The sequence below is a fragment of the Chryseobacterium sp. PvR013 genome, assembly GCF_017833095.1.
GTDB lineage: Bacteria > Bacteroidota > Bacteroidia > Flavobacteriales > Weeksellaceae > Chryseobacterium > Chryseobacterium culicis_A.
In genome coordinates, this window is the sequence record NZ_JAFIBT010000001.1 from 906,500 (window position 1) to 931,530 (window position 25,031).

At 37.1% G+C, this 25,031-nt stretch carries 28 protein-coding genes; 5 read left to right on the forward strand and 23 right to left on the reverse strand.

Translation table 11 applies throughout. The features are described 5' to 3' along the window. Positions 1–42: 42 nt before the first annotated feature. Positions 43–840 (reverse strand): AraC family transcriptional regulator, encoded by a 798-nt coding sequence (locus JOE44_RS04180; RefSeq protein WP_209784466.1) that lies wholly within the window; start codon positions 838–840, stop codon positions 43–45. A 121-nt stretch (positions 841–961) separates the two neighbouring features. Between JOE44_RS04180 and JOE44_RS04185 the strand changes: the two genes are divergently transcribed. Then, positions 962–1,468, forward strand: coding sequence for a pyridoxamine 5'-phosphate oxidase family protein (locus JOE44_RS04185; protein ID WP_209784467.1), 507 nt, complete (start codon positions 962–964; stop codon positions 1,466–1,468). Between the two features lie 82 nt (positions 1,469–1,550). Here JOE44_RS04185 and JOE44_RS04190 read toward each other — a convergent pair whose 3' ends face one another. The 3 genes from JOE44_RS04190 to JOE44_RS04200 all read right to left on the reverse strand — a co-directional run bounded on the left by JOE44_RS04190 (position 1,551) and on the right by JOE44_RS04200 (position 3,289). Beyond that, a complete protein-coding gene (locus JOE44_RS04190; RefSeq protein ID WP_105682372.1) occupies positions 1,551–1,784 on the reverse strand; it encodes a thioredoxin family protein in 234 nt (77 codons plus the stop codon). Between the two features lie 9 nt (positions 1,785–1,793). Beyond that, the gene (locus JOE44_RS04195) at positions 1,794–2,678 is read right to left on the reverse strand and encodes a dihydrodipicolinate synthase family protein (RefSeq protein ID WP_209784468.1); all 885 of its coding nucleotides are present in this window, start codon (positions 2,676–2,678) and stop codon (positions 1,794–1,796) included. A gap of 155 nt (positions 2,679–2,833) precedes the next feature. Further along, on the reverse strand, positions 2,834–3,289 hold the full coding sequence (locus JOE44_RS04200) for a cupin domain-containing protein (protein WP_034698222.1): 456 nt from the start codon (positions 3,287–3,289) through the stop codon (positions 2,834–2,836). Between the two features lie 101 nt (positions 3,290–3,390). Between JOE44_RS04200 and JOE44_RS04205 the strand changes: the two genes are divergently transcribed. Continuing rightward, positions 3,391–4,818: a PLP-dependent aminotransferase family protein gene (locus JOE44_RS04205; RefSeq protein ID WP_209784469.1), complete on the forward strand. Its 1,428-nt coding sequence runs from the start codon at positions 3,391–3,393 to the stop codon at positions 4,816–4,818. Positions 4,819–4,891: 73 nt separating this feature from the next. On the opposite strand, the gene JOE44_RS04210 is transcribed toward JOE44_RS04205, so the two are convergent. Beyond that, a complete protein-coding gene (locus JOE44_RS04210; RefSeq protein WP_245169704.1) occupies positions 4,892–5,971 on the reverse strand; it encodes an Atu1372/SO_1960 family protein in 1,080 nt (359 codons plus the stop codon). 161 nt (positions 5,972–6,132) lie between these two features. Between JOE44_RS04210 and JOE44_RS04215 the strand changes: the two genes are divergently transcribed. Further along, positions 6,133–6,921 carry an AraC family transcriptional regulator gene (locus tag JOE44_RS04215; protein WP_209784471.1) on the forward strand — a complete coding sequence of 263 codons (789 nt, stop codon included), beginning with the start codon at positions 6,133–6,135 and terminating at the stop codon, positions 6,919–6,921. Here the strand turns inward: JOE44_RS04215 and JOE44_RS04220 are convergent. The 12 genes from JOE44_RS04220 to JOE44_RS04275 all read right to left on the reverse strand — a co-directional run bounded on the left by JOE44_RS04220 (position 6,918) and on the right by JOE44_RS04275 (position 17,928). Further along, on the reverse strand, positions 6,918–7,574 hold the full coding sequence (locus tag JOE44_RS04220) for a DUF6766 family protein (protein ID WP_209784472.1): 657 nt from the start codon (positions 7,572–7,574) through the stop codon (positions 6,918–6,920). The genes JOE44_RS04215 and JOE44_RS04220 overlap by 4 nt on opposite strands. 60 nt (positions 7,575–7,634) lie before the next feature. Then, positions 7,635–9,164, reverse strand: a complete 1,530-nt coding sequence (locus tag JOE44_RS04225) for an FAD-dependent oxidoreductase (protein ID WP_209784473.1) — start codon at positions 9,162–9,164, stop codon at positions 7,635–7,637. 203 nt (positions 9,165–9,367) lie between these two features. After that, complete coding sequence (locus tag JOE44_RS04230; protein ID WP_209784474.1) at positions 9,368–10,117, reverse strand: SDR family oxidoreductase; 750 nt, start codon at positions 10,115–10,117, stop codon at positions 9,368–9,370. A gap of 10 nt (positions 10,118–10,127) precedes the next feature. Further along, complete coding sequence (locus JOE44_RS04235) at positions 10,128–10,925, reverse strand: SDR family oxidoreductase (RefSeq protein ID WP_209784475.1); 798 nt, start codon at positions 10,923–10,925, stop codon at positions 10,128–10,130. Between the two features lie 4 nt (positions 10,926–10,929). After that, entirely contained in the window at positions 10,930–11,430 is a 501-nt protein-coding gene (locus JOE44_RS04240; RefSeq protein ID WP_209784476.1) for a nicotinamide-nucleotide amidohydrolase family protein, read from the reverse strand. Positions 11,431–11,546: 116 nt separating this feature from the next. Next, positions 11,547–13,685, reverse strand: a complete 2,139-nt coding sequence (locus JOE44_RS04245) for a catalase (RefSeq protein ID WP_209784477.1) — start codon at positions 13,683–13,685, stop codon at positions 11,547–11,549. Between the two features lie 59 nt (positions 13,686–13,744). Then, complete coding sequence (locus JOE44_RS04250; protein WP_209784478.1) at positions 13,745–14,122, reverse strand: hypothetical protein; 378 nt, start codon at positions 14,120–14,122, stop codon at positions 13,745–13,747. Between the two features lie 15 nt (positions 14,123–14,137). Next, positions 14,138–14,440 (reverse strand): hypothetical protein, encoded by a 303-nt coding sequence (locus tag JOE44_RS04255; protein WP_209784479.1) that lies wholly within the window; start codon positions 14,438–14,440, stop codon positions 14,138–14,140. A gap of 55 nt (positions 14,441–14,495) precedes the next feature. After that, a complete protein-coding gene (locus JOE44_RS04260; RefSeq protein ID WP_209784480.1) occupies positions 14,496–15,083 on the reverse strand; it encodes a ferritin-like domain-containing protein in 588 nt (195 codons plus the stop codon). A gap of 359 nt (positions 15,084–15,442) precedes the next feature. Then, entirely contained in the window at positions 15,443–16,057 is a 615-nt protein-coding gene (locus JOE44_RS04265) for a Crp/Fnr family transcriptional regulator (protein WP_245169705.1), read from the reverse strand. 48 nt (positions 16,058–16,105) lie between these two features. Then, the gene (locus tag JOE44_RS04270) at positions 16,106–16,702 is read right to left on the reverse strand and encodes a Crp/Fnr family transcriptional regulator (protein ID WP_209784481.1); all 597 of its coding nucleotides are present in this window, start codon (positions 16,700–16,702) and stop codon (positions 16,106–16,108) included. Between the two features lie 341 nt (positions 16,703–17,043). Further along, positions 17,044–17,928, reverse strand: a complete 885-nt coding sequence (locus tag JOE44_RS04275; RefSeq protein WP_209784482.1) for a DMT family transporter — start codon at positions 17,926–17,928, stop codon at positions 17,044–17,046. A 97-nt stretch (positions 17,929–18,025) separates the two neighbouring features. Here JOE44_RS04275 and JOE44_RS04280 point away from each other — a divergent pair, with 97 nt between their 5' ends. Continuing rightward, positions 18,026–19,447 (forward strand): PLP-dependent aminotransferase family protein, encoded by a 1,422-nt coding sequence (locus JOE44_RS04280; protein ID WP_209784483.1) that lies wholly within the window; start codon positions 18,026–18,028, stop codon positions 19,445–19,447. Between the two features lie 139 nt (positions 19,448–19,586). Here JOE44_RS04280 and JOE44_RS04285 read toward each other — a convergent pair whose 3' ends face one another. From JOE44_RS04285 to JOE44_RS04305, 5 genes are all read right to left on the reverse strand, one after another. Continuing rightward, positions 19,587–20,183, reverse strand: a complete 597-nt coding sequence (locus JOE44_RS04285) for a Crp/Fnr family transcriptional regulator (protein ID WP_089691886.1) — start codon at positions 20,181–20,183, stop codon at positions 19,587–19,589. Next, complete coding sequence (gene ytxJ, locus JOE44_RS04290) at positions 20,180–20,560, reverse strand: bacillithiol system redox-active protein YtxJ (RefSeq protein WP_209784484.1); 381 nt, start codon at positions 20,558–20,560, stop codon at positions 20,180–20,182. Before ytxJ ends, JOE44_RS04285 begins: the two co-directional genes overlap by 4 nt. Then, positions 20,557–21,018, reverse strand: coding sequence for a DUF1569 domain-containing protein (locus JOE44_RS04295; RefSeq protein WP_280893504.1), 462 nt, complete (start codon positions 21,016–21,018; stop codon positions 20,557–20,559). Before JOE44_RS04295 ends, ytxJ begins: the two co-directional genes overlap by 4 nt. Further along, positions 21,012–21,548, reverse strand: a complete 537-nt coding sequence (locus tag JOE44_RS04300) for a YfiT family bacillithiol transferase (RefSeq protein WP_209784485.1) — start codon at positions 21,546–21,548, stop codon at positions 21,012–21,014. The genes JOE44_RS04295 and JOE44_RS04300 overlap by 7 nt, the downstream gene beginning before the upstream one ends. A gap of 219 nt (positions 21,549–21,767) precedes the next feature. Next, positions 21,768–22,910 carry a DEAD/DEAH box helicase gene (locus JOE44_RS04305; RefSeq protein WP_209784486.1) on the reverse strand — a complete coding sequence of 381 codons (1,143 nt, stop codon included), beginning with the start codon at positions 22,908–22,910 and terminating at the stop codon, positions 21,768–21,770. 217 nt (positions 22,911–23,127) lie between these two features. On the opposite strand from JOE44_RS04305, the gene pncA reads away from it, so the two are divergent. Then, the gene (pncA, locus tag JOE44_RS04310; RefSeq protein ID WP_105682388.1) at positions 23,128–23,733 is read left to right on the forward strand and encodes a bifunctional nicotinamidase/pyrazinamidase; all 606 of its coding nucleotides are present in this window, start codon (positions 23,128–23,130) and stop codon (positions 23,731–23,733) included. A gap of 196 nt (positions 23,734–23,929) precedes the next feature. On the opposite strand, the gene JOE44_RS04315 is transcribed toward pncA, so the two are convergent. Then, positions 23,930–24,871 (reverse strand): pseudouridine synthase, encoded by a 942-nt coding sequence (locus JOE44_RS04315; protein WP_105682780.1) that lies wholly within the window; start codon positions 24,869–24,871, stop codon positions 23,930–23,932. Between the last annotated feature and the right edge of the window lie 160 nt (positions 24,872–25,031).

Here is a 25,031-nt window from a genome sequence, read left to right on the forward strand (position 1 = left end):
AGATCCGCCGCTGAAAAATTGTATAAAACCGACATGTCCGGTTTACAGCTCAATGAAATTAACAGCCATCTTATTTTCTGTATTCAGATACTGCTTGGGAGTAAGCCCGATATTATTTTTAAATTCTCTGATAAGATGTGACTGGTCGGAATATCCCGCTTCATATGAAAGCATCGTCATATTTTCATGATCAAATCCTTTATTCATAAGGCTTAAAAAGTAATGAAGACGGATAATATTTCCATATTTTTTTGGAGATATTCCCATATGATATTCAAACTTTCTTTCCAGATGCCGTTCAGAATACCCAGTGAAACTTTGTAAATTTTTGGAGGATACAGAGCCTTTATTCTGAAGAATATATTGCTGTGTTGCAGCTATCATATGATGTTCAGCATGCATGCTTTCTGATAAAAAATCAGTAAAAAATGTATTCAGATCATGAATAACAGCTAAAGGGTTTGTCTTATTAAACAGTTTTTCCTGAAATACTTCCAGCTTATTTTTCAATACGTCTTCCACAGAAACAATCTGATTACTGATTTCCTTAGCAGAAGTTTTTAAAAGAATATTCAGAAAATAAGGCTGGAATACAACAGCAATCAGAGAAAATCTCCCTTTTGAAGAAAAGTCTTTGTATCCGTTTAAAGCTCCGTAAAAAAAGGAAAGTGGCATATGGTCTTCTGAAATACCGGAATACAGATTCATATCCCCGGATAGAATAAGTCCGGAACTCCCATCAGTAAAGAGCCTTAGGTGCCTTATATCGCTTTCGGGATTTTCCAGAAAGATATAATGCCTGATATAAAGCGCTAAATGTTTAGGAGGCGAAATCTGCATCCATCAAATGTACGTAAAACATATTTATTGAAAAGAAATCAACGGAAGGTACCACACTTTATTCCTTTTTGGTCAGGTATTTGAATATTTTAATGAATACCAATCACTAAAATATTATATCATGTCAACACAAAATCTTACCCATCTCGAAGCGATCAAAAAAATCAAAGAACTTTCGGAAAAAGCCAGAATATGTATGTTTTGTACAGAACTGGAAACCGTTCCGGTTAATTCAAGACCCATGAGCTTACAGGAAACGGATGACAGCGGAAACCTTTGGTTTATCAGCAGTGGTACCAGCAATAAAAATTTTGAAATTAAAGAAGACCGGAGAGTTCAACTGTTTTTTATGAATAACAGTGATTCCCAATATCTTTCTGTGTACGGAGAAGCGTCTGTTTATAAGGACAAAGCCACTATTGAAGATAAATGGTCTCCTCTGGCTAAAGCATGGTTTGACGGAAAAGATGATCCCAATGTAACCATTATTCGTGTAGAACCTAGAGAAACCTATTACTGGGATACCAAAGCGGGAAAACTGGTAAGCCTGTTTAGTTTTGTAGCGGCTGCAATCACAGGTCATAAAACCAATAATTCTGACGGTGTAGAAGGAAATGCAACGATTTAGAAAATTCTGAATAAGCAGTAAATTCTCTAATAAGAAAAAAAACGGCTCAAGAAATTGAGCCGTTTATACAAGATTAATAATGCTAATTTTTCACATCTTCTATAGATGCTCCAAAATTAATATGAAGGACGTTCCCGTTTGGTGTTACTAAAGCGGGTACAGACATCACGCCTGCTTTTTCTGCGTCTTCAATTTTGTTTTTGTCATTACCCAAATGGATAATTTCAACATTTTCCAACCCTATAAGGCTGATAATATCATGTTCTGCGCTGATACATACAGGACATCCTGCATGATAAAAAATGGATTTTTTCATAAGATTGTATTAATTAATAAGGGTTTTAATAATATTTTTTAATTCTTCTGTTTCTTTTTCATGTAAAGGTTTTAAAGGACTTCTCAAGTTCCCGCCATCTTCACCCAGAATATTCAGACCTGACTTCACCGCTCTTGGTAATCCTTTATTGACAATAAATTTTAAAAGGTCAAACTGCTGATAGAAAATTGTTTTTGCTTTTTCAAGATTTCCTTCTTCAACAGCATTGTAAAGGCTGATATTAAGTTCAGGAATAAGATTGGGTGCAGCCGTACACCAGCCTCTTGCTCCTGCAGAAAATGCGGCCAGAGCCAAAGGATTGGAACCATTATAGAAAGCAACCTCTTCTCCCAGTTCTCTTCTCAGATGATGCATTCTTTGAATATCTCCCGTACTTTCTTTGATCATGGTTACGTTAGGAATTTCAAGCAGCCTTTTCAACAGGATTGGTGACATATCTACTCCGCTTGTTGCCGGATTATTATAAGCCATAATCGGGATAGAAATTTTACGGGCAACGGCATCATAATGGGCAACAATCTCATCATCCGTAAGCTTCCAGTAGCTCATCGGAATGATCATCACGGCATCAGCCCCTGCTTTCTCTGCAAATTGAGCATGGTGGATCGTTTTCTCTGTGGTAAGATTGGAAACCCCTACCAGTGTTGGAATTCTTCCCTTTACCTGTTGTAAGGTAGCTTCTGTAACCTCTTCCTTTTCTTCATCAGACAGGTATGGCATTACCCCTGTACTTCCCAATGGAGCAATACCATGACTTCCGGAAGTGATCAGCCTTTCTACCAAATGTTTGAAAAGAGGAATATCTACTTTTTCATTTTCATCAAAAGGTGTTATGGGATAGGCAATAATCCCTTTAAATGGCACATTTTTCATGTTTTTTGGTTTAAATGTTTAAGATTATTTTAAACCATTAAGAAAATAGTAAGTTGTTAAGAATATTCAATTGAGCTTTCCTTTGAAAAGGAAAATCATATCCAGTATCAATAAAAGTAACGAAAACAGTTTCTCAATGGTTTACCTCTCAGATCCTAAAGGTCTCTGCCTTCTTCTTCTCTCAAAGCCACTCCTAAGTTTTGCAGTTGAGGAGCGTTTTCGCAGGCAATATATTTGGCAGGTTCCGTATCACTTAAATTTTGGTGTTTATGCCAGGCCCATGAAGGAATATAAACGGCATCTCCAGCTTCCCAGTGTACTCTTTCATCCTCTACTTCTGTCCAGCCTTTTCCTTCGATTACAAATAATACCGTTTCATAAGTATGACGGTGTCTGTTCGTTTGCTGTCCGGGAGTTAATCCTCCAATGGTCATGCTTACATTTTTACTCGGAAGATCAACAAAGAAAACCGGATGCTTTCTCTCAGTTGAAAACTGGTTGTGTTCCCCCGCATTCTCTACATTTTTATGAATTAAATGGCTTGGTTTTACATACTTTGGTCTTGCAAAAGTTTCGTGGAAATCTTTAGAACTGAATTGTTTCTTGTCCATGATTTTAAAATTATTATGGTTTTGTGCTTTATTGCATGACAAAATTATTCTATATTTGGACTGTTTAAATGATTCAGTTTTCACATAAATAGATAGTCCAGATGTTACGTCCTTGGAAATTAGAATTAGAAATTGATAAAAATCTTGATAAAGCCGTTTATCTACAGATTGCAGATACTATTATCACGGATATCCGCTCAGGAAGATTAAAAGCAGGAGATGCACTGCCCGGAAGCAGAAATCTTGCCCAAACCTTAAAAATTAACCGAAATACTGTGGTGGAAGCCTACCAGGTCCTGATTAATGAAGAATGGGTAATTTCAAGAGAAAGGAAAGGTATTTTTGTATCAGAAAAGCTTCCTCTGTTACATGGAAAAAATGCAGATGCAATGCATGATTCTCAAAATCAACGGACAATGCCTAACGGAGTTCTGATCAATTTTGATGATGGTCATCCTGATAGTAAAATTGCGCCTGTCAATGAACTGGCACGAGCTTACAGGCAAATCTTCAGTATCAAAGCCAAATGGCAAATGATGGGTTATGGAGATGAACATGGCGATATAGAGTTCAGGAAAATGATCTCCCAGATGCTTAATCATCAGCGCGGAATGCATATTCATGAAAATGAAATTTCTATTACCCGTGGCAGCCAGATGGGAATGTTTCTTACCGCTCAGACTCTTTTAACTTCCGGAGACCAGGTTATTGTAGAAGATCCCGGATATCAGCCTGCATGGCAAGCTTTTCAATATGCCGGAGCTCAGCTTTTGCGTGTGCCTGTGGATAGAGAAGGAATCAATATAGAAGCTATTGAGAGACTTTTGACAGAGCATCAGAATGTCAAAGCCATATACATTACTCCTCACAGACAATATCCTACGACGGTTACGCTGAGCCTGTCAAGAAGATTGAGATTGATTGAATTATCAAACCAATATAATGTAACGATTATTGAAGATGATTATGATAATGAATTTCATTTTGGATATCGCCCTATTCTGCCCATTTCGAGTTTTCCGGAACTTCACAATTATGTGTATATCGGAACATTGAGCAAAGTGGTGGCACCAGCTTTGAGAATTGGTTATCTGGTCACTAAAAACCAGGAATTGCTGAAAAAAATTGGTGATCTGAGAAAGATTATTGATGTTCATGGAGATGTCATCATGGAACAGGCTGTTCTTCAGCTGATCAAAGAAGGAGCTGTGAAAAAGCATATCAGAAAAGCAACCGTTCATTATAAAAATAAAAGAGATTTTGTTTTTGAGCTGTTAAAAAAATGTATGATCGATATTGCAGATTTTACTTTGCCTGAAGGTGGTCTCGCCTTTTGGATTGTTCCTAAAAAACAACTGGATTGGGATATGGTAACTCAATTATTACTGGATAAAAATATTAAGATTATCCATCCGAAACAATACAGCCAAAATCATGTAAATGGATTTAGATTAAGCTATGGAGCACTTTCTGAGGAACAGCTGGCACAAAGTATCCCTTTGATTGCTGAGGTTATTTCTAAATTTTAAACAGATTACGCAGAGCATTAGAAACTCTGCGTAATCTGTTGGATCGGATATGTTTTAGATCATAAACTTTAAACTACTCTACTTCAAAAACCGCCTGAATTTCTACGGAAGAGCCCACAGGAATAGATGAAGCTCCCAAAGTAGCTCTGGCATGTTTTCCTTTTTCTCCGAAAACTTCAACCGCCAGATCAGAAGCAACGTTCATCAGATCTGCATGTTTTGTATAATCATCTTTGGTATTGAAAATTCCTGTAAGTTGTACACACTGCTTCACTCTGCTTAAATCTCCTCCTACCGCTTCATTCAATACAGAAATAACATTCAGCATCGTTACTTTTGTTGCCTCTTTTACCTGCTGTTCATTAACTTCCACTCCTAACTTTCCGGGATTGAAAATTTTGCCGTCTTTCAAAGCAACCTGATTGATAAATACCAGATTTCCGGAACGCACAAACGGCTGATAATTCCCTGCCGGTTTAGGAACCTGAGGAAGGGTAATATTTTTTTTCTTCAGTATTTCACTGAAATTCTGGTGATTTTCAACAGCAGCTACTGTTTTTTTAGGATGCGTATCCTTTAGTGCCCATACTACTTTTGCAAAATTTCTTCCCTGAAGTTCGGCAATATTTCGTTCTCCTTTCGTAGGCCTTTCCACATCTTTTAAAGAAGCCATGCTCGTAACTCCCAGTACTGTATTCCCCTGTGGAATCGCTTTATTCAATTCTTCTGTTCCGCGGATTCCATTAGACACCAATACCATTCCGTGCACAGCAAGACTGTTCCAGAATGCCTGAAGTGCCAGTTCTTTTCCTGCTCCACTTCCCGCAGACATGAAGACGGTAGCCGGAATTCCTTCCAAAGCATGGCTGGTCCACAACTGAACAGTTTTTGATAAGAATTCGCTCATTCCTGTACTGATGTTCCCGAAATAAACCGGTGATCCAAAGGCAATTCCATCATAATTTGTAAGTTCATCTACTGTTGCCACTGGTATATTCTTCAGGTTGGGATTTTCTGAAGTTTTGACCAATTTAATATAAGGAACTGCAATGTTTTCACTTTCAATTCCTTTGGCTATTTCTTTAGCCAGGTTGTAAGTTCCTCCGTTATCTGAATGGATGAGAACTAATATTTTAGCTTTATTTTGTGCCATAATGTTGGTGGTATTAGATAATAAAATTAAAATAAAAAAAAGACATAGTTTTTTCATTCTGAATAAGATATAGATTATATGTTGGATTAATTATTTGATAGTACAAAATTACTACTGTCGTTTTTATTAAATTTGCCAAAATACACATACAAAACGACAACATGAAATGTGGACTGATTGAAAAAACGGAAAACCAGTTTGTAGATTCCATCAACAAAGAAGCTTATGTATGGTGCGAAAAAGGCTGGAAGCATGACGATTATGAGCATATGCACAACCGTGCCCAGCTTACTTTTGTAGAGGAAGGCTATCAGTATTTCCATATTGACCGGAAAATTTATCTTGTCCCACAACATCATGTCATCTGGATTCCTTCAGAAAAAGCTCACAAAATAACCTCGGAAGCCCAAACAGTCAATCTGATGGTATTCCTGTTCAAATCGGTTTTTGAAGAAGAATTTTACCAGCATGTTCAGGTATTTGCTGTTCTGCCTGTTTTAAAGGAAATGCTTTTGTATGCCTCAAAATGGAATCAATTATTGGAAGATAATGAAGAACAGGACATTTTTTTTAAAGCCATTTTAAAGAGCCTTCCCAACTTCTGTAAGGAAAGCAGCGGTCTGGAAATTCCTGTACCTACTGATGTAAGACTGATCCCGGTGTGTAATGAGATCAATTCTCATTTTAAATATAATCTGGATATTGATGCCTTGGCTGAAAAAGCACAAATGTCTGTGCGAAGCCTGCAGAGAATTTTTAAAAACGAAACAGGAATTACCTTACAGAAATATCTTCAGCTGACAAGGATTTTAAAAAGTATTGAACTAATCGATACCAGACAATACACTTTGAGTGAAGTAGCTTATAAAGTGGGTTACCAAAGTCTATCAGCATTCACGTCATCCTATTTTGCCATCATGCAGACCAAGCCAAAGGTGAATAAGAATTAAGGGGTTTCGTCATGAGGCATATCAACAGGTTTTGATTCGGGAGAGCCTTTTTCACGAAGCCAGATCGATAAAAGAACCAAGGAAGCTACCGCCAGAAATTCACTCTGCCAGTTCTGAAAAGATTCAAACCAGAACCTTGATTCTGAAATATACTGCATTGCTGTAACGGAAGGTTTACTTTTCATCATCTGTTCATCATTAAAATCCGTTAAGCTTCCATAGAAATGCAAAATAAAGCTTGCCAGGAAGAGAATTGCAAAAGCAAGTGATAAAGAGTGTTTGTAGAGTTTCAGCCATATGCCGCCTTTTTTAACTGGCCATGGCGCTTTGGGATGTGCAACAGGTTCTTTGTCAACATCTTCCTCTTCTGTCATAGATTTTGATTCACTGGAGCCTTTTTGCCGCAGAGAAATCGTTAGTAAAACATAGAGCATCATCTGAAGAAATTCGCTCTCCCAGTTTTCAAAGGTAGCCTGGATAAAATGACCGCTATGAATGTATTCAGTAATCTTTAACGCAGATTTGCCGTTTTCAATAAGTTCTTTGTTTTCAGTTCTCCAACCCATAAAAAACTGCCCTGCAAGAAATATAATCATCAGAGTAATCAGAACAATACTTAAGCTGTTGCGATACAGGAAACTGGTGCGTGACATAACTTTTAATTTAAATGTTTAAGGTTCAAGGTTTAAAGTTCAAGGTTTAAAGTTTAAGGTTTATGAATCACGTTTTTGATAAGGAAATACTTTCTGCAGATTCTTTGTGGTGGGTCCGGTAAGGATTTTCCCATTGACATTGAACCTGGATCCATGGCATGGGCAGTCCCAGCTCAGCTCTGCACTGTTCCACCGGACTTCACATCCGGCATGCGGACAGGTACTTCTGAGAAGGTGCAGTGTGCCGTCATTTTCTTTATAAAGGGCGTAAGATTCGGATTCATACTTAATGACTTTTGCCTCTCCTTCTCCGACTTCTGAGAAGGAATCAATTTTCTCAGTTAAAATTTTATCTTTTATAAAATCAAATGCAATGGTTGCAGTTTCTTTCACAAAATCTGAAAATCCTGCAATAGGTTTTATTCTTGAAGGATTGAATAGTTCTCCGTATTTACTTTTTCCGGTACTAATCAGATCATGCAGGATCTGTGAAGAAAGGGTCCCGAATATCATTCCATTTCCTCTGAAACCGGTAGCTGTAAAAATTCGTTCCTTACTTCCGGGAAGTTTTCCAATGTACGGAAGTCCATCTATAGGTTCATAATATTGGCTGGACCAGCTGTAAAATACAGTTTCCACATCAAAGTATTTTCTGACATAATTTTCAAGAATTGAAAAACATTCTCCGGTATCGTCTGCATGCCCAGTTTTGTGATCTTCGCCCCCAGCAATCAATAGATTTTCACCATCAATATTCTGAATACGATAATAATGATAAGGTTCACAGAGATCATAGCCAAGTTCCCACGGATATTTATCATTTTTCATAGTAAATGCCATAGCATAGCTTCTGTAAGGCGCATTCGTAAAATGAAGCAGATTCACTCCAGGCGGAATATGAGTGGCATACACTACATGCTTGGCTTTTATTTCTCCCTGAGAAGTTTTTAAAATAACATAGTCTTTCTGCTCATCATGTTCTTTAACAAGACAATTTTCCAGAATAGAACCTCCCCGTTTTATAAAGGCTTCGCAAAGTCCTTTAATATATTTTACAGGATGAAAATGCCCTTGCCCCGGAATAAGCACCGCTTCTTTAAATGGTATAGGAAAAGGAATCTCATTTACATAATTCATTTCATGACCTACCTTAGCTGCTCCTTCTGCAATATCTTTTAACCGTTCTTCCTGTTTTTCGTCCAAAGCAAAAAGGTAAGCTGACTTCCTTGTGAAATCACAGCTGATCTGATATTTCTGAATATTATCTTCAATAATGCTGATGGCATCAGTTCCGGACTGTGCATACAGTTTAGCATGATCCAGTCCAAAATCACGGATAACCTGATTAAAAGTTGTATCAAAAAAATCATTTAAATGAGCAGTTGTACCTCCGGTTGTTCCGAATCCAATATTCACAGCTTCCAGGATAATACATCTTTTTCCGGATTCCTGGAGCTTCACTGCTGTTGAAACTCCGGTAATTCCGCCGCCTACTATGGCAACATCAAATAATGAATTGAGATCAGTTTCTGTAGAAAATTTTCTGACCTCTTCCTGCCATATGCTTTTTCTTGCTCCGTCTCTGTACATAACCAAATATTTTAATGTTAAACTTATCTGACACTCAATATATCACTTTCAGGAAGCCCTGTTTTATCGGTATTGGAATGATTTTTTTTGGTCTCTTTTTCTATTTTCATCTTCGTCAATATTACATCTGCACTATGCAAAAGCAAATAGATTGATAACGCCTAAAATAAGTGCTGTAGATTTCATATTTTAACTATTTAATGTTAACCGTTTACAATCAGCCCTCCATTGGGATGTAGTACCTGGCCTGTAATCTGTGAAGCATCTTTACTGGCCAGAAACAAAAAGCTAAAAGCAATTTCTTCCGGTGTGGCATTTCTCTCCAGAGGAGGTTTTTGGGGATTTTCTTTCTCTTGATCAAAAGTTTCTTCGGTAAGCGGTGTAGCCACAGGTCCCGGAGCAACGGCATTCACACGGATTCCTTTTGGTTTAGCCTGAAGTGCCAACGAGCGCGTGAAGGAAACAATAGCTCCTTTGGTTGCAGAATAATCAAGGAGTTCAGCATGCCCCTGATACGCTGAAACCGAGGTAGTGTTGATAATACTTCCACCTTCTTTCAGATATGGAAATACTACTTTCGTTAACAAAATCATTCCTACGATATTGGAATCAAAAGTCTGTCTGATGTTTTTTTCTTCAAGTTGTTCAATGCTTTCTGCCGGAAACTGAACACCAGCATTATTAATGAGAATATCAATTTTTCCGAATGATGAAATAACTTCTTTTACCGTTTCTTCACAGAATTCATAATCATTGATATCTCCCTTGAAAATGATACATTTTTTATTCAGTTTTTCAATTTCCGCCTTTGTTTTTCCGGCATCGTTGTCACTTGAATGGTATATAATAGCAATATCAGCACCTTCCAGGGCAAAAAGAAGAGCTACAGCCTTTCCTATACCGCTGTCTGCTCCGGTAATTAAAACAGATTTATTTTCTAATTTTCCTGTCATACCAATCTTTTTATTCTTCTGCTGAGGGTTTCTGCATTTCAGACATTCTATGAGCTGCCATGCTATCACTGGCTATATTGGCCATTGCTACGGAAAGTTTGTTTTTTAACCCTGATATTATTTTATCATCACCGCTCATCAGGGCATGATAACCATCAGCAGCCACCTCTTCTGGTGAAGCCAGATTATCTCTGTCTTCCAGTATTTTACTTCTGTTCATATCTGCTTTATTGAAGAAATCCGTGTCTGTAGGACCTGGCAATAGAGCCGTTACTGTAATTCCTGAATCTTTCAGCTCTTCACGAATGGCTTCAGACCATGATAATATAAATGCTTTAGTACCATGATATACCGAATGCCACGGACCAGGAGCTTTACTGGCAACAGAGGCCAGATTTAAAATTTTCCCTGATCCCTTGGGCAGACGGTCCTTTAAAAACAGTTTGGTCAATATGATGACTGAAATGATATTTAACTGGACAATGTCTACTTCCTTGTGAATATCCGTATCCTGAAATTTCCCATACACTCCTTGTCCGGCATCATTCACCAATATTTCAGGGCTTATTCCATTCATTTTTAATTCGGAATAAAGAGAATAGACCTCTTCCTGTAAGAATAAATTTTTGGAGATGCTGATCACATTCACTCCGTAATTTTTGAATTCACCGGCTTTTCTTTTCAGTTCTTCATGATCTCTGGCCACAATCACAAGGTCATAACCGTTCTTTGCAAACAGTTTTGCCAGTTCATAACCTATACCACTGGTAGCCCCTGTAATAAGGGCATATTGATTCTTGCGTTCCATAGATTTATTTTAAGATTAAAAGCCTGTTAAGTTCACTTTTAAAACATCCCAAAATAAATTCTGTGTAATACAGCTGGGCATTCAGGGCTTGTGTTTTCGGATGTAATTCCAGTTTTTTAGTCAGAACAATCTCACCTTTATAAGAGAATGAGAAATAGGCAAAAATTTTATAGCCGGAATTCCTGATTGGCGTACAATAGCCCGTTGTAGCGATAGACCAGTCGGAGTCGTACAATTTTGCAACATTTAATGCCATTGTTTCGGCAATATTTTCGGATACGCAATCACATTCTTCGGCTTCCTGTCTGTCCACTTTTAGTAATTTTACTTTTTCTGACAAAGAATAGGTTGTCATTCCTCCTTTGTAGAACATAGAAGCATTAGGCATCTGTGAGAAAGCCAGCTGCAAACATCCTGAAGTAACACTTTCTGCAATAGAAATGCTCTCATCGATGGTCATCAGGGATTGGCTTATATATTCAAGAAGATTTTTTTGAAAATCCATAATAATATTTTTTGTGAGGTTAAAAAAAGGCTATAAAAAGCTGCTGAATGAATAGACAGCAGCTTTGCTTTCATATTAAAATATTTAAAATGATGGGTGTGAAGGGTGTTTTATGATTATGCGTTTCTCTCCTTTTCAAGATCCCAGACTCTGTGCTGAGCAATAGCCTTGATGAATTTATCTGTTGGATCTCCGTCCTCCCATGTAATGATTGCAGGATCCTCATGCTGTTTCGCTGATACATTGGAATTATGATAAAGTACCTCTGTATCCTTTCCAAAGTAAATTGCTTTACAGTGTTTATATGCTTCATTGATAAAATGCAGAACCAGATGTTTGTTTTCAGCCATCATCAGTTCTTTTACGGAATCTTCTCCCGGACAGATGACAAGAGCATCAAAACAGACACTTACCGTACTGTTAAGAGAATGTTTGGGAGTCAGTTCTGAACCGTCATTCAATTTTACAGGAGCTACACTTGTTGCAATCAGTTCTACTCTGGCACCTTCTGCTTCGAGTTTTGTTTTAAGATCATTGACGATTTTGCCATCGGCGCCATTCGCCAGAATAAAACCTATTTTCCGGGTTTTAATGGTATTTTTAATGGTATTCTTCATGCTTAAAGCATCAGAAGTTTTTGTACGAGGCTCTTTTTCTTCGCTTTGAAGGTCTATGATATTACTATCCGCTGGCAGACTTTGATTGGGCCATTCCAGTTTTTTAACTTCCACTCCTAACTTTTCTGCTACTTTTCCGGCAAGATCTGTATCAATATAGGCAAGCTGACCTACCAGTCTTTCTCTGATCTCAGGACGGGTGACTTTTGACAATTCAAAAATCAATGCATTTTGAAGGTGCGTCTTCTCCGGTGTTGACTGACTGTTGTAAAATAGTTTAGCCTGTGAATAATGATCTACAAAACTTTTACTTCTTTCTCTTATTTTCTCTCCGGAAACCCTTTCCTGCTGAGAGGTAAAGCCGCCTTCAGACATCATGGCCTGAAAAGGACATCCGCCACCTATGGAATTGGGCTCATAGCTGCTTTTTCCTTTAACGATCTGCTGTCTCATATGACCATCTCTTTGGTTGTTATGAACGGTGTTGATGGATCTGTTGATTGGTATTTCATGGAAATTGGGAGATCCCAGTCTTGAGAGTTGAGTATCGGTATAGGAAAATAATCTTCCCTGCAGCAACGGATCATTGGTGAAATCAATCCCTGGAATGATATGTCCCGGGTGAAAGGCAACCTGCTCAGTTTCTGCAAAGAAATTATCCGGATTTCTGTTTAATGTCAAAGTTCCTACAATCTCTACCGGAACTTCTTCTTCGGGAACCAGTTTTGTAGGGTCAAGAAGGTCAAAATCAAATTTGTGTTCATCTTCTTCAGGAATCAACTGTACTCCGAAATCCCATTCTGGATAATCCCCATTTTCAATAGCTTCCCAAAGGTCTCTTTTATGAAAATCAGAATCTACTCCGGAAATCATCTGTGCTTCATTCCAGGCTACGGAATGAACTCCTAATCTGGGTTTGAAATGGAATTTTACAAAATGAACTTTTCCTTCTTCATTGATAAATTTGAAAGAATGTACCCCAAATCCTTCCATCATTCTCAAACTTCTCGGGATGGCTCTGTCACTCATTACCCACATAATCATATGCATACTTTCGGGCATCAGTGAAATAAAATCCCAAAATGTATCATGAGCAGATGCGGCCTGCGGAATTTCATTATCCGGTTCCGGCTTTACAGCATGTATCAGATCCGGAAATTTGATGGCATCCTGAATAAAAAATACAGGAATATTATTGGCTACAAGATCATAATTTCCTTCTTCTGTATAAAATTTCACAGCAAATCCACGGGCATCTCTCGCAAGATCGGTACTTCCTTTACTTCCTGCAACGGTTGAGAATCTTACAAATACCGGAGTTTCTTTTCCCAGTTCTGTTAAAAATTTTGCTTTGGTGTATGCTGCAAGACTTTTGTTAAGTTTGAAAACGCCATGAGCACCGGATCCCCGTGCATGAACTACCCTTTCAGGAATTCTTTCATGATCAAAATGGGTAATCTTTTCTCTCAGAATAAAATCTTCCAGCAATGAAGGGCCACGCTCTCCGGCTTTTAAAGAATCCTGATTGTTATTGATCTTTAAACCCTGATTGGTAGTCAGTTTTTCATTTTCGTTAGAAGTACTGTGTACATCCAGTTGTTCTGCTTTCTTGTTGTGTTCGTTGGTGTTCATATTCATAATCTTTTTGTAGTTGGTGTATTTTCTTTCAAAAGCAGTTAAATAATGGGGCGCAGAAATTACTCTGTCTTATTTCCCAGAATTTCAAGAAGCCTGTTGATATATTCTTCCTCCTTCAGGACTTTATAATAAGCTGTTTTAGCATACAAGGTAAATGCAGGTGATTCAAATCTTATTTCAGCATCCATATCTGTAGTTTTCGTTGTGTTGTTAGAATGAAACTCCTGGATATTGAGGATATATTCTTCGAGATAAGTATCTATAACTCCTTTCAGAACTTCACAGGTAGCATTGTTTTTAATCTTTTCTAAAGACTTAATCAGAAAAGCTGTTACTCCGTAAGAATTCATAATAGACGGAAATAATGACTCATTTTCTATTGCATTATTTTTGTTATTCAATTCGGAATGTTGCAAAGTGTCGTTTTCAAATGTCATAGTCAAAAAATGGTATTAGTTATTGGAAACTTTCAAATATTGTTCAAAATAATGAAGGTCATTTTTATCTTTTATGGATAAATAAAACATGATCTGTTCCGGTTCTTTTAATCCGATACTGCCGAAACAGTCGAAATGAGCAATTAACGCCTGTATATTTTCAATATCAATATCTTTCAGAATGATAAATAGCAGGAAGATATTTTCTCTGATCTCTTTTGCATAAATTGCGGCTCCGTCCTCGAAGCACTTTCCTGTATGGGACACTTTTACAAAATCTTTGTGTCTCAGTGTTTTTATAATTTTCTGACAGTCCATATATTTTGATTTCATGATTAAATAAGCCATAAAGCTACATGGCTTATTGTATAGTTTAGTCTTCTTGTTCTGCATCAAAGTTGATGGATGTTTCTGCAATATCTGTAAGATAAGAATCAGTGTCTTCTTCTTCCTGAAGGGTTCTTTCAAGAAGATCCGCAGCTTTATCATGTCCCATGGTTATAGCTAGCTGAGCCAATCCGCCATAAGTGGCAATTTCGTAATGTTCTACTTTCTGTGCGGCAATAATTAATGCTACATCTCTTGTTGCAGTACCGTCTTCTGTAGCTTTGATAACTTCTTCCCCTTCTTCAATAATCCCTTTGATAGCCTTACATTCTTTCTTTTCAGGCTTTTCATCAATGAGCTGGAATACTTTTTCCAGTCGTTCAACATGTTTTAGGGTCTGAAGATGATGGTCTTCAAAAGCATCTTTCAATTCCTCTGCAGTAGCAGCTTCCTGCATTTTTTCCAATGCGTCCAGAATGGCATTTTCAGCAAAATAAATATCCTTTAGGGCACTTACAAAGAACTTATGAAGCGGTGAATTTTTCATTTCATCCTTGTTGACTGTTTCTTTATCTGCCGTTCCTTTTTTGGTGGCAGGAACTGCACTATTAGTTTCTAATATTTTATTGGGCATGGTGTGAATGGTGTTTGTTATTAAAGGATTACCTCTTTTTACTTGATTAAAGAAACAATCCTGGAAAAAGAATTATGAATTACGTCTCACTCCAAATAATGAGACTTTATTGTCCGTAGTTTCCTGAATTTCTAGTGTTCATAACTGATTTTTTTATATTAATATTAGTGATACGTATTACAGCCCGTAGCTAGTATTAGACGGCAACAGTTAGGTATCGGTAATTTTAAACGATAACAAAAGCAAAGTGCTTTTTGCGTGCCTTTTACTAAGGTCTTAAGAATTATATGGAAAGAATGAATGTCAAATGTACGACAGAATAACTCACTATTTTATGATCTGAGTCATCAAAATGAATATTAATATAAAATTTTTCGATCTTTTAAAGAAAGCATTCCTTCTTTTTCCATCTTTTTTAAGTTTCTGATCACTGTTTCTACACGCAGACCCGTAAGATTGGCAATCTGCTGCCGCGTAAATGCAATATGGTAACACTGATGACAGTCTTCATCGTGATAGCTTTTAAGATAATCAAGTAAGCCTTTCAGCCTCTGCATAGGGTTTTGCGATGCCAGACTCTGCATCATTTTCAATTTATAAAAAATTTCCTGGGAGAGGCAGGCATTCATTTCGAGAGAAAGATCAGGATTCTGCGTGATCATTTCAAAGAAATTATTTTTGGGAAGTCTTATAATCCGCGAATCCTCAAGACATATGGCATTGATTGGATAATTCTGATTAAGGAAAAGCATGGCTTCTCCAAAGCTTTGTTTTTTGCCAAGAATATTATGAATGAATTCTTTTCCGTTTTCATTATAATTATTCAGTTTTACTTTTCCTTCGCTGATCTGAAAATAATAAAGCGCATGATCCTCTTCTCTAAAAACCGACTCCCGTTTTTTATAATCCCTGTTTTCTGCACCAAAAGAGTACAGAAGGCTTTCATCAATATTCATGCAGCTTATTGTTTTCATATTTTACTAGGTTTTTCAATGAAAAAAATTACAAATAATATGCCTAAGTTAATACAAAATTTTACGATTTTCAATTCTTACAATTTTATCTCTTTCCATATGTTTGATAGTCCTTATAGCAGTTTCCACACAAAGACCTGTAAGGCTTGCCATTTGCTGCCTTGTTAGCGGAACCAGAAAAGAATAAGGGCTCAGATCCTTTTGAGAACTTTTAAGATAATCCATCAATCCTCTCAAGCGTATGGAAGGGTTTTGTGAGGAGAGACTCTGCATCATAATGAATTTATAATAAAGGCGTTCTGAAAGAAAGCTGTTTACCTCCATATATAATTCCGGAGATTGATTCAACAGATTAAAAAAAGAAGATTTATGAAGTCTGAGAACACTACATTCTGTAATAGTTTCTGCATTCATAGGATAAGGTTTTTCTATAAATAGAATGGATTCTCCACAGCTTTCCCCGTCAGATAAAATGTTCTGAATAAATTCTTTCCCTTCCTCATTGTAATTGTTGAGTTTTACTTCCCCTTTAACAATCTGATAATAATAATTAGGAATATCCCCTTCACAGAATATAATTTCTGAAGGGTTATAATATCTCGTTTCTGCTCCCGCTGAAATCAAAATGTTTTCGTCGATAACCATAATAGCCTTTTTTGGAATTGTTTTCTTCTTCCTATCCTCTTAGTCTCAGTAAAAATAGTATTGGCAATCGATTGTAAGTTGCATGCAAAAACCGCACCTTAATTATTGATCAGAATGTTAAATAAAGTTAAATAAATTGTTAATTCCAATCACTTTCAAGCTTATTGCTCTAAACTTATCAAAGAATCCGCTTTATATGCATTTTTTTGCAATTAAAAAAAGTCCGATATTCATCGCAACATTTTGATTATTAAAGCAAAAGCCCGGTTTCTGTATGAAACCAGGCTTTCTATAAGGAGTTCCCAAAGGATTATTGGGGTATTATTCTTAATATATTTTAATTATTTCGCAAATTTCTTAGTTCCTGCAACACATAAGATCACGCCTACCGTTACCCCCAGCATTCCCATACTCACCTGCTCATGAAGAAGCCAGGCAGCCAATGCCAGACCAAAGAAAGGCTGAAGCAGCTGCAGCTGTCCCACAGTAGCAATTCCTCCTTGTGCCAATCCTTTATACCAGAATATAAATCCAATAAACATACTGAAAAGAGAAATATAGCCCAATCCAAACCATCCCTGGAAACTAACATGGCCAATATCCTCAGGAAAATAAATAAAGAATAAAGGAATCATCACAGGCAATGCCAGTACCAAAGCCCAGGAAATCACCTGCCAGCCACCTAATGTTTTGGATAATTTTGCGCCTTCAGCATAGCCCATACCGCATAAAATAACTGCCAACAACATCAGAATATCGCCAATTGGTGACGCTGATATTCCTTGTGAAACAGCATATCCAATCACTAAAAGACTTCCTACAATTGAAAAAAACCAAAATATAGGATGAGGCCTCTCACCCCCACGGAAAACTCCAAATATAGCGGTTGCCAAAGGCAGCATTCCCAGAAATACAATGGAGTGAGCCGAAGTAAGATACTGAAGAGCCAATGCAGAAAGAAGCGGAAATCCTACCACACAGCCAAGGGAAACCAGAAGCAAAGGAACGAATTGTTCCTTCACCGGTCGCTTTTCTTTGCCCACCCATAATACGATTAAAGCCAATACTCCGGCAACAGCTGCACGAACTACTGTTACAAAAGTTGGGCTCATTTCCATTACCGCTAATTTGGTAGCGGGCAGCCCTCCACTAAATAATACAACACCAATGAAGCCATTGATCCATCCGCTTATATTTTCATCTTTTGTTATCTGATTTGTCATCATTGTAAGAAAGGTTTTAATTGATGGTTCAAAATTAGAAAGGATAATTTGATAAACACAGTATCAGTTTTGTATATTTGCATGAGCACAGTTTGAAAATATGAGCAAAGAATTTTTATACACAGAAATTGCAGACGGAATTGCAGGGCAGATCAGAAATGGCATTTTAAAGAGCGGCGACAAGCTTCCTTCGGTAAGAATGCTATGCCAGGAACATCAGGTGAGTATGAACACCGCTAAACGTGTTTTCCTTGAACTGGAATCACAATCTTTGATAGAATCAAAACCACAGTCGGGATATTTTGTAAGCCAGCTGCTCTCTGCAAAACTTCCTTTACCCGAAGTAAGCCGTCCGTCATTGATTGCCAATAATGATGAACCGGATGAGCTGATCAGTAAAGTGTATGAAAATATGGGCAAAAAGGACCTTACTTTTTTCTCTATCGGTATTCCGTCCGGAGATCTTTTACCTCAGGCAAAACTGAAAAAAGAAATAGTGAATGCCACCAGAGAATTAAAAGACGGAGGTACTGACTATGAAGAACTTCAGGGAAATCTGAAGCTCAGAAGAATGATTGCTATACGTTCTTTGCAATGGGGAGGAAACCTGAGCGAAAATGATTTGATTACCACCAATGGCGGAATGAATGCTCTTTCTTTCTGCTTAATGGCTCTGGGAAAACCAGGAGACACCGTTGCTATTGAAAGTCCCTGTTATCCGGGTATTTTACAGCTGGCAAACGGATTAGGCCTAAAAGTACTGGAACTTCCCACCCATCCTACTACCGGAATAGAAATTGAAGCCTTAAAAAAAGTAATTCCCAAAATAGATCTGTGTCTGTTGATTCCCAACTTCAATTCTCCGCTGGGAAGCTGTATGCCTGATGAAAATAAAAAAGAAATTGTAAAAATATTGTCGGAAAACAATATTCCGCTGATAGAAGATGATGTGTATGGAGACCTTTATTTTGGTTCCAGCCGTCCAAAATGCTGCAAATCTTTCGATAAAGACGGAAATGTACTGTACTGCAGTTCAATTTCAAAAACACTAGCTCCCGGCTATCGAGTTGGCTGGATTGCTCCTGGGAAATACAAAGATAAGATCATGAAATTAAAACTCCTGCATTCCACATCTTCTATTTCTATTGTGAATGAAGCTGTTGCCAACTTTCTGAAATCCGGGAAGTACGAAAAACACCTTCAGCAGCTTCGCAGAACCTTACAGTTCAACTATCAGAATTATGTTCAGACTATTGCAGAATCATTCCCTGAAGGCACCAAAACCAGTCGTCCACAGGGAGGATTATCATTATGGGTAGAATTTGATAAAAAAATCCGGACAACAGAATTATATGATCTGGCCATCAAGCAAAACATCAGTATAGCTCCCGGAAGAATGTTTACTTTTCAGGAGCAGTTTGGAAACTGTATGAGACTTTGTATAGGGCTTCCCTGGTCGGAAAATACACAGGCAAAGCTCAGACAGGTCGGAAATCTTGCTAAAAAAATTTATTTAAAGTAAGGAGACTGGAAGATGGAAGTTATTATGGTTTTAAGAATAGATTATGCCGATTCTTATTAAGGGTGTTTGAATAATAACTGTCAAGTTCTTTTGTGTTTACCAGAGCTTCAAGCTTCCCTCTCCCATCTTCCAGCCCTCTTTATTTATTATCAGGAACGAAGTTTTTTCTTGCCAGTTCTTTTCTTACACGGCTAAGACTCTCAGGAGTAATCCCCAGATAAGAAGCAATCATCCATTGTGGAACTCTCAACAGTAAATCCGGATACATTTTAATAAATTTCATGTATCTTTCTTCTGCCGTCTCTCCCAATAAAGAATTGATCCTGTTTTGAAGACTTCTGATATGTTTCTGCAGCAGAAAATCACTTCTCTCAATACTGTTTGGGAATTGTTCCACCAATTTATTAAAGAAATCAGGATGTAAAAACAGAACCTCTGAATCTTCCACTGCTTCTATATAATAAATGGATTTTTCATTGAAATAAAGACTGCTTCGGTCAGAAATAAGCCAGCTTTCCGGGGCAAACTGTATAATATGTTCTTTTCCGTTTTTATCAATAGAATACATTTTTATCAGTCCTTTTTCTACAAAGAATATATGACGGCATATTTCGCCATACTGAAGAAGAAACTGGTTTTTAGGAATTTTCTTTACCTCATAGTGCAGGCTGCAGGTGTTCACGTTTTGAAGCGGAACATTTAAAACTTTAGCTAAATAATTATTTATATTCTTCATGATACAATCTGGCTTAAAGAAATATCCTGGTGTGAAGCATTGTTTATGGACTTTCCGTTCTCAATTACAATGAGCTGCGGGCTTTCGTGTCTGATCTCAAAATCTGCGGCTATTTTATTAGAAACAGATCGGTGAGCCAGAAGATCCAGATAATAAACATGAACCGGCTGATCTGAACTTTCCACTTCCTTTTCAAAGTTTTTCAGTACTGTCTTACTGATGAAACAGCTTGTTGAATGCTTGAATATAGCAATTTTATTCTGAAAAGAGTCTTCTATAGCCTTTGTAAGGTCTTCCTCAGACTCTATCTTTTTCCAGAATGATTTTTGATCAGGGGTTTCGCTTTTTCCACCAAATATTTTATCAAAAAAACTCATACATTAAATTGTTTTAGATGGTGATCAAGATGTTTATATTCTAAAAATGTCCAGTCTTTTTCAGTCATTTTACCGAATAGTCTGTGATGATCCGGCAGCCTGTTTTTTTCACAAGCTTCCCGGAATTCTTCCAGCGTTTTCAGCAGATTGGTTTTTGATACATCAAAATCACACTCAAAATTAACGATTAGTTTTTGAAAAGTAGGCATGTTTCTGGGAATTCCATTATTGAAAACATACATTTCTACTTTTGTAATGATTCCTATTGTCTGGAATACCACATTAATACGGGGAAGTTCAATTTTTTGCAGGGCTACCTGAAGAACTAGATCACAATGCTTTACCATTTGGCATACGCTCATTCTCCCCCATTTTCCTATGGAGTTTTCAGATAACAAAGAAATTCTCTTTACAATTTCGTTGTAGTATATGGGATTATCAAGACGCTTTCTTACCAACCTTTTTCTTTCTTCAGATTTTCAATATGAGCAAAATGATGATTACAATGCCAGGCGTACAAAGCAAGGCTTTCTCTTAAATCATAATTTTTATTGTGTTCAGGATGATGAAAAGTTCTTTCAAACTGTTTATTGGTAAGGCTTTTAAGAAGTACCACCCATCTTTGGTGTGTTCCTTTCAACATTCTCATGGCCGGCTTTACAGGCATATGGAAACTGTCCTGCAGTTCTGCCCATTTCGCTTCATCATAGGGTTTTATTGTAGGATTATCTTCCGTAAGAGCCAGTTTAAAACGGATAAAACTGTTCATATGACTGTCTGAAAGATGGTTCACAAGCTGTCTTACCGTCCAGCCACCTTCTCTGTAAGGAGTATCCAATTCGTCGTCTGTAAAATGTTCAATGAGATTTTTTAGCCTGCCGGGAAAGTCTTTAATCACTTTGATATAAGTATCCAAGGTGGTGTCACAGATGCTTTCAGGAGCTTCAAACGGTCCTATTGGAAACTTTTTTTTCTCTAAATCACTCATTGTTCAAGGGTTTTAATTTTTAAATATTGCCGATTTGTCCGATCATTTTCTTTTCAGACAATTTTTCAAATATCACTGGATGTAAATTTATCAAAAATTCAAGAATCTAAGGTGAATAAAGCATTAATTGTACAGATAATGATTTTTGTGGTACCAATTTTTCACTAAAAAAGGCTTCAAGTGTATCAACTGAAGCCTTTTTTTTATTTAAATCAAGTATTAATAACCGTGTAAATCAATACCTTCTGTTCTTTGCAGGGTTACTTTTCTTCCCATTTTCTTTTGAATCACCCTGAAATGCTGTAATTCGTCATCCGTTAGAATGCTAATTGCTGTTCCTTTTTCGTTGGCACGCCCTGTTCTACCAATGCGGTGGATATAATCTAAAGGAGAACGCGGTAATTCGTAGTTGATAACACATGGCAGAGATTCAATATGAATTCCACGGCCAATCAGATCTGTAGCCACCAGAATCTGAGCTCCATTTACTTTAAATTCTTCCAGATTATTTCTACGGGCACCCTGTGACTTTTGACTATGAATCGCCACAGCTTTAATTTTATTCTTTTTAAGCTTCTCTACCAAATTGTCTGCAGATCTTGTGGACGAGACAAAAATAAGAGCTTTTTCAACTTTCTTTTCCTTAATTAAATATCTTAAAAAAGGACCTTTATTTTCCGGAGAAACATGATAGGCCAGCTGTTCGATATTATCTATCTCAACTTCTTCTTTTTTAATTTCAATAATGGTAGGATTAATGGACAGACGTTCTTTCATCTCAGAAACTTTATCATTTAAAGTTGCTGAAAATAAAGTGGTTTGTTTGGCTACCGGCATCATTGCAAAAAGCTTATTCATCTCTTCACCAAAGCCAAGCTGAAACATTTTATCTGCCTCGTCAATCACCAGATGTTTAATTCCTGAAATACTCAGGGCATTATGATCAATTAAGTCTAATAAACGCCCCGGAGTTGCAATCAGAACTTCCACCCCAAACATTCCTTTCATTTGCGGATTGATAGAAACTCCTCCATAAACAGCCATTGTTCGGACTTCTCTTTTCAGATTTTCTGTAAAAGCTCTGAATACTTCATCAATCTGAATAGCCAGTTCACGGGTAGGAACCAATATTAAAACCTGAACATTACGGTCTTTTTTAACTTCCGAATTCTGTAGTTTTTCTAAAATCGGCATCACAAAACAAGCTGTTTTACCAGAACCTGTCTGTGCAATTCCCATCAGATCTTTCCCTTGTAAAATTACGGGAACGGCCTGCTCCTGAATTGGAAATGGTTTTAAATACCCCAATTTGTTAACAGAACGAATAATATTGTGTGATAATCCTAAAGACTCAAATGACATAAAAAATACTTATTTCCTGCAAAGATACGTTATTGATATTTGGTGTATATCCCAAAAATGCCATACTTTTCAAAGAAAATACAATTATTTTAATTGTAAACCACTCATTTCGGGAGTATTGAAAATTTACATTGCCGATTTGTCCGATAATTCTTTTTTGGACAAATTTTTGTGGTTTAGTTTTTTTAAATTTATCAAAAATTCGAGAAATCAAAATATGAAAAAAGCATTAATAATAGTCGATGTACAGAATGATTTTTGTGAAGGCGGAGCACTTGCAGTCCCTGGAGCCAACGAAATTATTCCTTATATCAATCTTCTGATGGAGGAAAATGAATATGATCAGGTGGTTTTGACGCAGGACTGGCATCCTGCAGGTCATAAAAGTTTTGCAAGCAGCAATGGCAGAAAGGTAGGAGAAAGTATTATTTTGAATGGTGTTCCACAGTTTATGTGGCCGGATCACTGTATTCAGGGAACTTTCGGAGCAGAATTTCACAAAGATCTGAACAGAGATAAAGTAACCCACATTATACAAAAAGGTAAAAATATTGAAATAGACAGCTATAGCGGATTCCAGGATAATAATCATTTTATGAAAACCGGATTGGATGACTTCTTGAAATACCACGACATTCAATTGGTTGAAATCGTAGGATTAGCATTAGATTACTGCGTTAAATTCACGGCTCAGGATGCTGTGGCCAACGGATATGTAACCTGCCTTCATTTCAACGGAACACGTGCTGTAAACGTAAAACCTGACAATGCAAGAGATGCCATCTACGACATGATTGAAAAAGGAGTAACCGTGTTAGGATAATGATGAATTATAAATGATGAGCTATGAATTAAGAAATACTTTAATGATAGGCTTCATCACCATATAAAACAAAAAGCGCAGAAAACAATTCTGCGCTTTTTTATTCTTTACACTTAAATGTACTGTTTAAAAGAATGAAATAAGTTACAAACTGAACCTGTCATTCATCATTTATAACTCATAATTCATCATTATTCTAAAGCATTTTAAGGTTATTCACTTCCAGTTCTGTAAGGATTCTCCAGTGTCCTCTCTTGATATTCTTCTTCGTTAATCCTGCAAACATCACTCTGTCTAAAGCTTCCACTTCGTATCCTAATCTTTGGAATATTCTTCTGATAACACGATTCCATCCGATATGAATCTCAATTCCGATCTCATTTTTAGGCTTTCCTTCAATGTACGAAATCTGGTCAACAACTGCTACACCTTCATCAAGACGGATTCCTTCTGCAATAAGACGTAAATCTTCACCCGTAAGTTTTTTATCTAACGTTACATGATAAATCTTTTTAGCATCAAAAGATGGATGCGTTAATTTTTTAGTCATGTGTCCGTCATTCGTCAATAAAATAACACCCGTTGTAGAACGGTCTAATCTTCCAACCGGGAAAACTCTGTAAGGAGAAGCATTCGCTACAAGATCCATTACTGTTTTTCTGGCTTTGTCATCTTTCGTTGTAGAAATGTAGCCTTTTGGTTTATTCAAAAGTACATAAACAGGTTTTTCCGGAGTAATACTTTGTCCGTCAAAAACTACTCTGTCGGTTTTCTGTACCTGATAGCCCATTTCATTGACTACCTTTCCGTTTACTTCTACAAGTCCCTGAGTAATAAGCTCATCAGCTTCTCTCCTGCTGCAGATCCCTGAATTGGCAATATACTTATTGAGACGAATCGTGTCTTTATGAACATCTTTGTCAATTTTGTTTAACCTTCTTTTTTGTACAAAAGATTTTGCTCTGTCTTCTCTTTCATCTCCATTAGAGGGTCTTCTGCCATATTTCAGACTACCTCTTTCATATTTATCTCTTGCATCAAAGCTCTTTCCTCCTCTCTTTGGTTTTCCGAAAGATTTTTTCTCATAACTCTCACTTTTGTTCGTGATGTATGGTTTTCTTTCAGATTTTGATCCCATCTCATCGCTGGAACCTTCGGAGCTGTCTGTATTTCTTTTGAAAGGTTTCTTTTCAAATCTTGAAGTGGATCCCTGATGTTCTGCCCCTTTTCTTCCCCCATCTTTAGAGAACGGTTTCTTAAAAGGCTTTGATCCTGAAGAATTTCCAGATCTGGAAGCA

What these genes read in the sequence shown, in the direction of transcription:
- JOE44_RS04180 (WP_209784466.1), bottom strand. Translation starts at nt 840, where the DNA reads ATGCAGATTTCGCCTCCTAAACATTTAGCGCTTTATATCAGGCATTAT.
- JOE44_RS04185 (WP_209784467.1), top strand. Translation starts at nt 962, where the DNA reads ATGTCAACACAAAATCTTACCCATCTCGAAGCGATCAAAAAAATCAAA.
- JOE44_RS04190 (WP_105682372.1), bottom strand. Translation starts at nt 1,784, where the DNA reads ATGAAAAAATCCATTTTTTATCATGCAGGATGTCCTGTATGTATCAGC.
- JOE44_RS04195 (WP_209784468.1), bottom strand. Translation starts at nt 2,678, where the DNA reads ATGAAAAATGTGCCATTTAAAGGGATTATTGCCTATCCCATAACACCT.
- JOE44_RS04200 (WP_034698222.1), bottom strand. Translation starts at nt 3,289, where the DNA reads ATGGACAAGAAACAATTCAGTTCTAAAGATTTCCACGAAACTTTTGCA.
- JOE44_RS04205 (WP_209784469.1), top strand. Translation starts at nt 3,391, where the DNA reads ATGTTACGTCCTTGGAAATTAGAATTAGAAATTGATAAAAATCTTGAT.
- JOE44_RS04210 (WP_245169704.1), bottom strand. Translation starts at nt 5,971, where the DNA reads ATGGCACAAAATAAAGCTAAAATATTAGTTCTCATCCATTCAGATAAC.
- JOE44_RS04215 (WP_209784471.1), top strand. Translation starts at nt 6,133, where the DNA reads ATGAAATGTGGACTGATTGAAAAAACGGAAAACCAGTTTGTAGATTCC.
- JOE44_RS04220 (WP_209784472.1), bottom strand. Translation starts at nt 7,574, where the DNA reads ATGTCACGCACCAGTTTCCTGTATCGCAACAGCTTAAGTATTGTTCTG.
- JOE44_RS04225 (WP_209784473.1), bottom strand. Translation starts at nt 9,164, where the DNA reads ATGTACAGAGACGGAGCAAGAAAAAGCATATGGCAGGAAGAGGTCAGA.
- JOE44_RS04230 (WP_209784474.1), bottom strand. Translation starts at nt 10,117, where the DNA reads ATGACAGGAAAATTAGAAAATAAATCTGTTTTAATTACCGGAGCAGAC.
- JOE44_RS04235 (WP_209784475.1), bottom strand. Translation starts at nt 10,925, where the DNA reads ATGGAACGCAAGAATCAATATGCCCTTATTACAGGGGCTACCAGTGGT.
- JOE44_RS04240 (WP_209784476.1), bottom strand. Translation starts at nt 11,430, where the DNA reads ATGGATTTTCAAAAAAATCTTCTTGAATATATAAGCCAATCCCTGATG.
- JOE44_RS04245 (WP_209784477.1), bottom strand. Translation starts at nt 13,685, where the DNA reads ATGAATATGAACACCAACGAACACAACAAGAAAGCAGAACAACTGGAT.
- JOE44_RS04250 (WP_209784478.1), bottom strand. Translation starts at nt 14,122, where the DNA reads ATGACATTTGAAAACGACACTTTGCAACATTCCGAATTGAATAACAAA.
- JOE44_RS04255 (WP_209784479.1), bottom strand. Translation starts at nt 14,440, where the DNA reads ATGGACTGTCAGAAAATTATAAAAACACTGAGACACAAAGATTTTGTA.
- JOE44_RS04260 (WP_209784480.1), bottom strand. Translation starts at nt 15,083, where the DNA reads ATGCCCAATAAAATATTAGAAACTAATAGTGCAGTTCCTGCCACCAAA.
- JOE44_RS04265 (WP_245169705.1), bottom strand. Translation starts at nt 16,057, where the DNA reads ATGAAAACAATAAGCTGCATGAATATTGATGAAAGCCTTCTGTACTCT.
- JOE44_RS04270 (WP_209784481.1), bottom strand. Translation starts at nt 16,702, where the DNA reads ATGGTTATCGACGAAAACATTTTGATTTCAGCGGGAGCAGAAACGAGA.
- JOE44_RS04275 (WP_209784482.1), bottom strand. Translation starts at nt 17,928, where the DNA reads ATGATGACAAATCAGATAACAAAAGATGAAAATATAAGCGGATGGATC.
- JOE44_RS04280 (WP_209784483.1), top strand. Translation starts at nt 18,026, where the DNA reads ATGAGCAAAGAATTTTTATACACAGAAATTGCAGACGGAATTGCAGGG.
- JOE44_RS04285 (WP_089691886.1), bottom strand. Translation starts at nt 20,183, where the DNA reads ATGAAGAATATAAATAATTATTTAGCTAAAGTTTTAAATGTTCCGCTT.
- ytxJ (WP_209784484.1), bottom strand. Translation starts at nt 20,560, where the DNA reads ATGAGTTTTTTTGATAAAATATTTGGTGGAAAAAGCGAAACCCCTGAT.
- JOE44_RS04300 (WP_209784485.1), bottom strand. Translation starts at nt 21,548, where the DNA reads ATGAGTGATTTAGAGAAAAAAAAGTTTCCAATAGGACCGTTTGAAGCT.
- JOE44_RS04305 (WP_209784486.1), bottom strand. Translation starts at nt 22,910, where the DNA reads ATGTCATTTGAGTCTTTAGGATTATCACACAATATTATTCGTTCTGTT.
- pncA (WP_105682388.1), top strand. Translation starts at nt 23,128, where the DNA reads ATGAAAAAAGCATTAATAATAGTCGATGTACAGAATGATTTTTGTGAA.
- JOE44_RS04315 (WP_105682780.1), bottom strand. Translation starts at nt 24,871, where the DNA reads ATGGGATCAAAATCTGAAAGAAAACCATACATCACGAACAAAAGTGAG.